Source organism: Rhizobacter sp., from assembly GCA_021153565.1.
In the GTDB taxonomy this organism is placed as follows: domain Bacteria; phylum Pseudomonadota; class Gammaproteobacteria; order Burkholderiales; family Burkholderiaceae_C; genus Albitalea.
This window is the reverse complement of sequence record JAJKJU010000028.1, coordinates 1-8,444: the sequence shown is the minus strand read 5'-3', so window position 1 is coordinate 8,444 and position 8,444 is coordinate 1. Positions and strand designations below refer to the sequence as shown.

The following is an 8,444-nucleotide window of genomic DNA, read 5'->3' as shown; positions in this document are numbered from 1 at the left end:
GTCCTGCTCGGATCGCACATGCGCACGCGGCCGCCGAGGTAGGCAAAGACCTTCAGCGCTCGGCTATTCGGGTTGGAAGAATTCGAGACGGTGTAGACGGCGGGATCAGCTTTTTTGCATGCGACGCCGAGCGTCGTGCTGTCTTTGTCCACTGCCGCCTGCTGGCCGAGCGGTCCGAAGCACAGGAGCGACGGTCCGTCGATCGACACCCCCGATTGAGTTGCGAAGGCATTGCTTTGCACGAAGAAGTCGGCCGCGGTGGCGTTGGCGGCTTCATCGCTGCCCGACAAGGGCTGGAGCTGCACGTACCAGTTACTGCCATTTTCGGTCGGCTTTGCATTCCACTCGGGCTTCGCGCTCGTGAGGGCAAAGACGCTCAAGCGGTTGCGACTCATGGCCTGCGACTGTGCGAGCCGCAGCGCGTTCTGAATGGATTCAGCCGCGGTTCGCACACGCGAGTCGGCGATCCAAGTGGCCATGGCAGGTGCGGCAACAAGCATCAGCAGGGACAAAATGGTCACAGTGATCATCAGCTCGATCAGCGAGAAGCCGTGCGGTCGCGATTCGTGCGGTATCAGCATTTGATGTCTCCCTTCTTCAGCACCCAGCATTCATAGCTGCCGCCGCTGGGCACTCCACCCCATTTGCTCGGCAGTCCCGTCGTCCTCTGTTTGCCGAAGTTGTCCAGCGTGAAGCTGAAATCTTTGACGACGTCGCTGCCCTTTGCCTCGAGCGTGTAGGTGGTCTTGTCGATGAGAGAACACGAAATCGTGAAGAGGGGGCCGGCCTTTGGGCTCTTCGTGCATGGCCCCGAGAGATAGCTGCGGTTGTCCTGGAAGTGCTGCTCCATGAGCGCGCGCGTCGCGGCGAGGCCGTTGGTCGCGTCGACCAGACGCCCGCGCAGCACGTAGTCGGTGTACGAGGGCAGCGCGACGGCGGAGAGGATTCCGACGATGGCCACGGCCACCATCAATTCGATCAGCGTGAAGCCGCCGCTCGAAGAAGCGTCGGGCGGTGAAAGGCGTCGATTGGAAGTCAGCATGGCGCGAGGTCCGTTGGATGGGCGTGTCCACCCTTGTGGACCCGCCTGCGGATCGTGGCTTCGATGGGTACCCCGAACATGATGGAGTTATTACGAAGCTGTGATGGGCGTTGGTTACTCCCGGTGAAGCGAGAACCATGTCACGGGTCAATTCGATGGGCCGCGCTGTGCTCCGCCCAAGCCATGGCCGCCCTGCGTCGCTCATGACTGGGTGTCGTCATCGCCGCTGCACCGCCATGTATTGCGGCCCGCCCGCTTGGCGGCATAGAGCGCTTGATCCGCGGCGTGGCAGAGCGCTTCGGCAGTTTCCGCGTCCAGGGGGCAGCGAGCCGCCCCTATGCTCGCGCTGGTCGTCATGAGCTCGCCGCGATGCTCGACGGGCCGTGCAACGCTTTCGAGGATGCGGCGACACACCGTTTCCACGCCCTCGGGGGTATGGGTTTGACTGAGGAGAACGGCGAATTCGTCGCCGCCCAGCCGCGCCACGCGGTCCACTTCTCTCACGGCCTCCGACAATCGGGATGCGACCGCCGCGAGCAAGGCGTCGCCGGCGTCGTGTCCGAGCGTGTCGTTGATGTACTTGAAGCGATCCAGGTCGATGAGCAGAAGCGAGAAGCTCTGGCCGCGGTGCGCCAGAGCAACCAGACGTCTGAGATCTTCGTTGAAGAGCCGACGGTTCGCGACGCCGGTCAGGCCGTCGAAGTACGCCATCTGCTCCAGACGCCGTTCGCTTTCCAGCAGTTCTGCACTACGTCGCTCCAGCTCGGCGGTTCGTTGAGATACCAGGTGCTCGAGAACACGTTCGCGACGCTTGAGCACCAGCGTTCTCGCCTGCATGAGCAGGATGAGCAGGCCGAGCGTGAGGGTGGCCGACGCGGTGCGAAACCAGCCCGTTTCATGCCAGGCAGCGAGGACCCTGACAGGCTGGCGCAGAGGCTCGGACCACTGCCCCTGTCGATTCGAACCGCGCAATTCGAGAACATAGTCGCCCGGGGGCAAGTTGGTATAGCGCGCGGCGCGGCGGGTGGAATCCGTGGGCACCCAGGCTTGCTCGTAGCCGCTCAGGCGATAGGCGTAGCGATTGAGTTCGGGGTTTGAGTAGTCCAGCGCGGCGAACTCCACAAGGAGATCCCTGTGCTCCGGCTCGAGTTCGATGGACTTGTTGGTGCCTTGCGGGTCGGACAGCATGCCGCCTTGCCAGTTCGTCACGACGACGGGTGGCTTGAAAATCCGGGCTTGCAGTTCGTCCGGCTGGATGATCGTCAGGCCACCAACGCCTCCGAAAAGCAACTCACCCGCCTTCGTGACTGCCGCGGAGTTCGTCCAGTACGTTGAGATTCCGAGCCCGTCGGCGCCATGAAGCGCGGCCACGCTGAGGTTGTCAGGAGAAATGCGCGCGACACCGTCGTCCGTGCTGATCCACATGGCGCCGTGGGCGTCCGCCACCATTGCGTTCACGGCGTTGTGCGGCAGGCCCTCCTTTGTCGTCACGCGCCGTGCCGTGGTGTCATCGGTGCCGGGGTTGTCGAGGATCCGAACACCGCGGCCGAAAGACCCGATCCACAGGCGACCGCGCTGATCGGTGAGGACTGAACTGATGTATCCGCCCGGGGCTCCAACGGCGCCTGGCGCATCAGTGCGAATCCGCCGAAGCGTGTGATGCCGCGTGTCGTAACGCAACAGACCATCTCGCGTGCCGATCCACAGTGCGTCGTCGGGGGCATTCGCGATCGCCGTGATGCGCTGGTCGCCAAGGCTGGATGCGGTCTCATGCACGAGCAGGCGAGGTGGTTGGTTGTCGCGCAAGGCAAAGCCCCACAACCCATCGAGCCCTCCGAGCCACAGCTCGTCACGAACCAGATGGATGGCCCAGGTCGCCGAAGCAGGGTCGCGACCCGGCACGTCGATGCGACGAAGCGATTTCCCGCCCATTCGTGTCAAGTACAGGCCCTGCTGCGTTCCGATGTAGATGTCGCCGGCGGGCGACGCCCTCATCGCAAGTACCCGGCCCTTGGGCAGTGCATCGCGCGGGTGTGCCGCGTCGGGCAGGAGTTGTGCAACCCGGCCACGGCGTGGCTCGACGATGTCCACGCCCCCATCGCCGAGTCCGAGCCATACCGTGTCGTCCGGCATGGCCAGCACGCAAGAGACGTTGGTTTGCGTGACCTTGCTGTGACGCGACTGCATGCCGAACCAGGTGGAGATGGCATGTTGGTTCCGGTCGTGCGAGCTGAGTCCTGAATCGGTCGCGACCCAGATGAGTCCGCTGTGATCGCGCATGAAAGCCCACACGTCGTCCGACGGCAGGCCGCCGGGCCTGCGGTCATGGTGCCGAATGCGAGTGATCGAGCCATCGCGCGCGTCAACCTGGACGATGCCGCCGCCAAAAGTGCCGAGCCAGATCGTGTCGTCATCGACTTCCGTGATGGCAAAGACGGTGTCGCTCGCGAGTCCTGCGGCCAAAGGAGTCCCAGGCTCTCGCACGGGGGCTGGCCGGCTCTCATCGCGACGCCAAACGAATGCGCCGTGATCTCGCGTGGTAATCCAAAGATCGCCGCGAATGTCTTGCAAGACATTCGTCACGCTTGGCTGCGGCTGGCTGCCGGCGCTGAGGATGATGGGTTCGAACCGTGTGGAAGTGCCCGAATACCGGAACAGGCCGCGGCGCGTACCGACCCACAAGTTGCCGCCACGGTCCACGCGCAGCGCTGTCACAGCCGCAGCTTGATGCGCAGCATTCGGCCACGAGTCCGGATAGCGTCTTGGAGTTGTGCCCCGCACGTCGAGGTGATCCACTCCCGCCCCTGTGCCTACCCACAGGCCTCCGGCACCGTCTTCGACAATGGCGAACACGCTGACATGGCTGGTGCCGTCCGGGCCGACCGGGACTGTATTGAAACGGCCCGTGCCGCGGTCGCGCCATGCGAGCCCGCCTGCGCTCGTGCCGACCCACAACCTTCCCTTCGAATCCTTGAGCAGCGCATTGACGTAGCTGTCACCCAGCGAGCCTGGTGTGTCCGGGTCCGCCATGTGATTCACGAGGCGGTAGCCATCCCAGCGTGCAAGACCTGTCTGCGTCCCGAGCCAAATGAAGCCGTCATCGTCTTGCACCATCGCCGTCACCTGCATCGTGGTGGGAATGGGCGCAGGTTGAAAGACGCGGTCCCCATGCGTGGACCATCGGTCGATGACGGCCGCGCAGGCAGAGTTCGATGCAACAAGGCCAAGCATGGCCCATGCCGTGCTGGCGAGAACGAGGAACAGCCGAAGTGTCATGCAGAAGTCGGACACGACATGAAGGCGTGCACGATACGAGGATTCGGCGCCGGTGACCGGCAATTAAGTGCCCGGACGCGGCATTCGTGTGGTGTGACACCAAAAGGCGCTCATCGAATGGCTTGCAACACCTTGGCAGGCGTCAAAACCGAGATGTCGTTGCGAGTTCAAAACACATCATCACGTCCACGTGGGGGGCTTTAGGTGGCTCGCTGCACTGCACAACAGGCGTGACCGCGCGAACCCGCGGGCAGACGACCGCCGCCGAAAATTTCGCTCTTCCATACGCCGCATCCGATCCTTTCGGTGACGGGTGCCTGCTTCAGCAAACATTGCGCAGGCTATGAAAATGGATGCGTCGAGCACATGGAATACGAACACGAATGGAACGAGGCAAGGGGGGGCAGCCTCCATGGCCGCTCCAGGGCTGCCGGTCGCGTCGCGACGGATTCAGTTGGCGTAGTCGAGGGGCAGGGCGGTCGTGAACTTGAGTTGCTCCATTGCGAAGCTGGAGCTGACATCCGAAAGGTTGGCATTGCGAATAAGCCGCTTGTATATGGTGTCGTAAGCGCCGATGTTCGGCACCACCACGCGAAGCAGATAGTCGACATCGCCATTCATTCGATAGAACTCGACGACCTCGGGGATCTCCAGCACCACCGCACGAAAGTGGCTGAACCACTCCTCGCTGTGCAGATTTGTTCTCACCGCCACGAATACCGTGACGCCCACGTTGAGCTTCTCCGCGTCGAGCAGCGCAACTTGACGCCGGATGACTCCTTCGTCCTTCAAGCGTTGCACGCGCCTCCAGCAGGGCGTGGGCGACAGATTCACCTTCTCAGCCAGTTTGGCCATCGGGATTTCAGCGTCCTCCTGGAGGATTTGGAGCAGCTTCCGGTCGATGGGGTCGAGAATTTTCATCTAAGAACTCAAGAGAGCGTGGAATGGAATTCTAACGAGTCGATATTCAGCGAAGCAAATTGCGAGTATTTGTCTCATGCCACGCGGCAAACTCAAAAGTTCGCAATTTTTTGAGGAGTGTTCTTATGAAAACCATCGGACTGATCGGCGGCATGAGCTGGGAATCTACGGCCTTGTATTACCAAACCATCAATCGTGAAGTCGCACGTCGCCTGGGCGGCCTTCATTCGGCTTCGTTCAATCTCATCAGCCTCAATTTCGAGGAAATCGCGCGGCGCCAGCGATCGCAGGATTGGGACGGCATGAGCCGCATCCTGGTCGATGCTGCCCAGCGTCTCGAAGAAGGTGGTGCGCAGTGCGTGCTCATCGGCACGAACACGATGCACCGGGTCGCATCCGAAGTGCAGTCCGCAATCGGCATCCCGCTTCTTCATATCGCAGACGTCACGGCGCAAGCCATCCATGCGAAAGGTTCGCGCGTCGTGGGGTTGCTCGGTACGCGCTTCACGATGGAGCAGCCGTTCTATGTGGACCGTCTGGCGAGCCACGGCATTGGATGCGTCGTTCCCGATGAGCCGGCGCGTGCCGAGGTGCATCGAATCATCTTCGACGAGCTGTGCAAGGGCCAGATCCTCGATTCCAGCCGCAGGGCACTGCAGGAAATCTGTGCTGGGCTCGCTTCACGCGGCGCGGAGGGGATCGTCCTCGGCTGCACCGAACTGCCTTTGATTCTCAGTGCTGATGACACGACGCTGCCGATCTTCGACACCACGTCGCTTCACGCCTTGGCAGCGGTGGAGTTCGCGCTCGGAGCCACCGGCGCCACAGCGGCGCACTGAGAGGCTGAGAGGATTTCGATCATGCCCGCTCATCACGCCAAAAGACCCCTGCTCATCGTTGCAAATGCTCGCCATAGCCCGGGCTATGGCTGCGCTTTGCGCCTAGACCAGGCGCCTTTTGACGTGCTGCCCGGGCACGCTCGAAAAACTCTCAGCCTCTGAGCCTCGCGACCACCAACACCGCGCAATCTCCATGACAAGCTCTTCCCGTTCCGTGCCGTTATTGCATTCACGGCGCACTCTTAAGGAGAAGCTTGGCGGCGATCCAGGCAGAAATGCCCTCGCCGATTGCGCGGCCCCGTCCGGTTGCCACTTTCACCTGGCTGCCCATCGGACACGGCGCCCCGCCGAGGAGGCGCCATCAGCCAGAGAGATCACGCCTGGGCATCAGGTGGCTTGCTGCCACCTCCACAACGGTTGAATTTTGTTTGTTAGTGCGTTAGCGAGATGAGGTGAGTCGATGAACGTGAAGTGGTTGGATGACTTTCTTTGTCTCGCCGAGTGCCGCAGCTTCACCCGCGCATCTCTGGTAAGGCATGCCTCGCAGTCGGGGCTGACTCGCCGAATTCAGTCACTGGAGCACTGGGTCGGCGCAAGACTGGTCAATCGTGCGGTACAGCCCCTGCAACTCACCGAGGCGGGAGAGCGTTTCCTCCTGCATGCGGCCAATTTGCGGACTGCGCTGCTCGCTGCGCGCAGCATCGGCGCCGGGGCTGCGGTCGAACAACAAGGGACCGTGCCACTCGCCGTGCTGGAGGGGCAGGATCGGGAGTCTTGTCTTCACTGCTCCGCCAGTACTCGCTGCTGCGCCTGCATCAAAACCACGCGCGTCGTGGGCCATGTCCTCGGGAATCGGCAACGTCGCGCACATGGATGAGTTTTCTCTGGCGCATCAATTCCTTGCTGTGTAGCCGAGAAGGCGCTTCGCGCCCTCGGACATGAAGTCAATCGCGCGCCACCCACCGCCCGGAAGTGCCCATGATGGTTCTGAGTGGCGGCTGGCTTACGTCCCCAGCTGCGCCGACGCATTCCCAGTAGTCAAACGTGCAATCCACGCGCGAATGTTCGGCAGCCCGCCGGCCGCGTCTTTCAGAGACTCCCATGCCCATTCGCCGGCTACGGCAGCGGCCGGCGCCGACAGTTCAATGAAGCCGCTCATCAACCCCATCATTTCCACACTCGACACACGTTTTTCCGTGAAGACATTCGGGTCGGCCATGTTCGGCGGCAAACCCGAGCCGGCGTGTCCCGTCACGTCGATGCTGCTGTTCCTCGCGATGAGGATGGACAGGAATAGTGCCACGGACGTGACGACGGCCAATGGCGCCGCCGGCGACGAGAACGAATGGACGGCATTCTTGGACATTTCGATGATGCCCATTGGACGTCGGCCCTGCGATCGCTCAATCGCTCGCTGCAAGTCTTGTGGCTCCTGCAACAGAAGCCTCTGTGCATAGTCGATGCCGCCATGGGAACGGACCTTTCGATATTCATTTGCGCCCGCGGAAACAAACCCGAGACCGCCATCGAGCAGGCTGGTGTCAATGCGATCGGCCCATGTGCGATTGATGCTGTGGTCCGGATGGCCTTCGATGGCCGATTGCACCCAAGGTGCGGGAATGCGCAAACTGTTCTTCAGCACGCTAAGACCGGCAGCCCATCCCACGTCCTGAATGATCGTTTTGAACGGATTGGTGCTCGCGACGATCGACGGCGGCAGGGACTTGGTGCTGCCACGATAGAAAAGCGGCTCTAGGGCACCAGTACCGAACTCGGTGAGGAACACATCGATTCCCGCGACGCCCAGGCCTACGAGCGACCCCAGTGCAGATGGATTGCTCAGGACTTGCGCGGGCAACTGAGGAATCACCCACTCGTTGGCTGCCGTCATGCCGACGAGGTAGCCCACGTTCCTTGCAAACCCTAGGCCCATCATCGCCAGCTTGCGGTCATGCCCCTGGCACGATTGCGTCCATGCTTGGAGTCGTTCGGGGCTGTCGATTCCTGCTTGCACCAGCGTTGCCGCGTTTTCGTTCAGACGTGCTCGCACGTCGGGCGCAAGGGGGCCCCCGGGCATGCAGTGCGCAAGACATTGCTCCAGCGTCGCTGCGAGAGCGGCTACTCGCACGTCGACTGAGGGGGGCGCAGCTGACGGGCCGGCTGCCATCAGGACAGCGTCCCCGGGCGTGACTATCTCTATTTCCCCACCCGGGATATCGATCACGTGCGACTCGTCGGAACGACCTGAAATATTCGAAGAAGTGGAGAAGGGCGGCGTGCTCTGGCGAGCGAGTTCACTTGAAGGCATGGCCGAAGTCGATGCCTGGGTCTGATTAGATAGTTGTTGTTCGGACCTCTGCCATCTT

The 8,444-nt window shown here is 62.0% G+C and carries 7 protein-coding genes; 2 read left to right on the top strand and 5 right to left on the bottom strand.

Annotation, left to right across the window (positions count from 1 at the left end; genetic code table 11):
- The 4 genes from AC30NL_RS02195 to AC30NL_RS02180 all read right to left on the bottom strand — a co-directional run.
- The coding region (locus AC30NL_RS02195; RefSeq protein ID WP_489462379.1) for a pilus assembly FimT family protein at positions 1-581 on the bottom strand (581 nt) is incomplete at its 3' end.
- Positions 575-1,042 (bottom strand): type IV pilin protein, encoded by a 468-nt coding sequence (locus AC30NL_RS02190; protein ID WP_489462378.1) that lies wholly within the window; start codon positions 1,040-1,042, stop codon positions 575-577. The genes AC30NL_RS02195 and AC30NL_RS02190, both read right to left, overlap by 7 nt.
- Before the next feature lie 201 nt (positions 1,043-1,243).
- On the bottom strand, positions 1,244-4,318 hold the full coding sequence (locus tag AC30NL_RS02185) for a diguanylate cyclase domain-containing protein (RefSeq protein ID WP_489462377.1): 3,075 nt from the start codon (positions 4,316-4,318) through the stop codon (positions 1,244-1,246).
- 450 nt (positions 4,319-4,768) lie between these two features.
- On the bottom strand, positions 4,769-5,239 hold the full coding sequence (locus AC30NL_RS02180) for an Lrp/AsnC family transcriptional regulator (RefSeq protein ID WP_489462376.1): 471 nt from the start codon (positions 5,237-5,239) through the stop codon (positions 4,769-4,771).
- 125 nt (positions 5,240-5,364) lie between these two features.
- On the opposite strand from AC30NL_RS02180, the gene AC30NL_RS02175 reads away from it, so the two are divergent.
- Positions 5,365-6,078 carry an aspartate/glutamate racemase family protein gene (locus AC30NL_RS02175; RefSeq protein ID WP_489462375.1) on the top strand — a complete coding sequence of 238 codons (714 nt, stop codon included), beginning with the start codon at positions 5,365-5,367 and terminating at the stop codon, positions 6,076-6,078.
- A gap of 460 nt (positions 6,079-6,538) precedes the next feature.
- Positions 6,539-6,955, top strand: a complete 417-nt coding sequence (locus tag AC30NL_RS02170; RefSeq protein WP_489462374.1) for a LysR family transcriptional regulator — start codon at positions 6,539-6,541, stop codon at positions 6,953-6,955.
- 126 nt (positions 6,956-7,081) lie between these two features.
- Here AC30NL_RS02170 and AC30NL_RS02165 read toward each other — a convergent pair whose 3' ends face one another.
- Positions 7,082-8,155, bottom strand: coding sequence for a hypothetical protein (locus AC30NL_RS02165; protein WP_489462373.1), 1,074 nt, complete (start codon positions 8,153-8,155; stop codon positions 7,082-7,084).
- Between the last annotated feature and the right edge of the window lie 289 nt (positions 8,156-8,444).

Bases quoted from the DNA above. Each gene is read 5' to 3' on its own strand.
- AC30NL_RS02185 (WP_489462377.1), bottom strand. From the start codon at position 4,318: ATGACACTTCGGCTGTTCCTCGTTCTCGCCAGCACGGCATGGGCCATG.
- AC30NL_RS02165 (WP_489462373.1), bottom strand. From the start codon at position 8,155: ATGCCCGGGGGCCCCCTTGCGCCCGACGTGCGAGCACGTCTGAACGAA.
- AC30NL_RS02170 (WP_489462374.1), top strand. From the start codon at position 6,539: ATGAACGTGAAGTGGTTGGATGACTTTCTTTGTCTCGCCGAGTGCCGC.
- AC30NL_RS02190 (WP_489462378.1), bottom strand. From the start codon at position 1,042: ATGCTGACTTCCAATCGACGCCTTTCACCGCCCGACGCTTCTTCGAGC.
- AC30NL_RS02175 (WP_489462375.1), top strand. From the start codon at position 5,365: ATGAAAACCATCGGACTGATCGGCGGCATGAGCTGGGAATCTACGGCC.
- AC30NL_RS02180 (WP_489462376.1), bottom strand. From the start codon at position 5,239: ATGAAAATTCTCGACCCCATCGACCGGAAGCTGCTCCAAATCCTCCAG.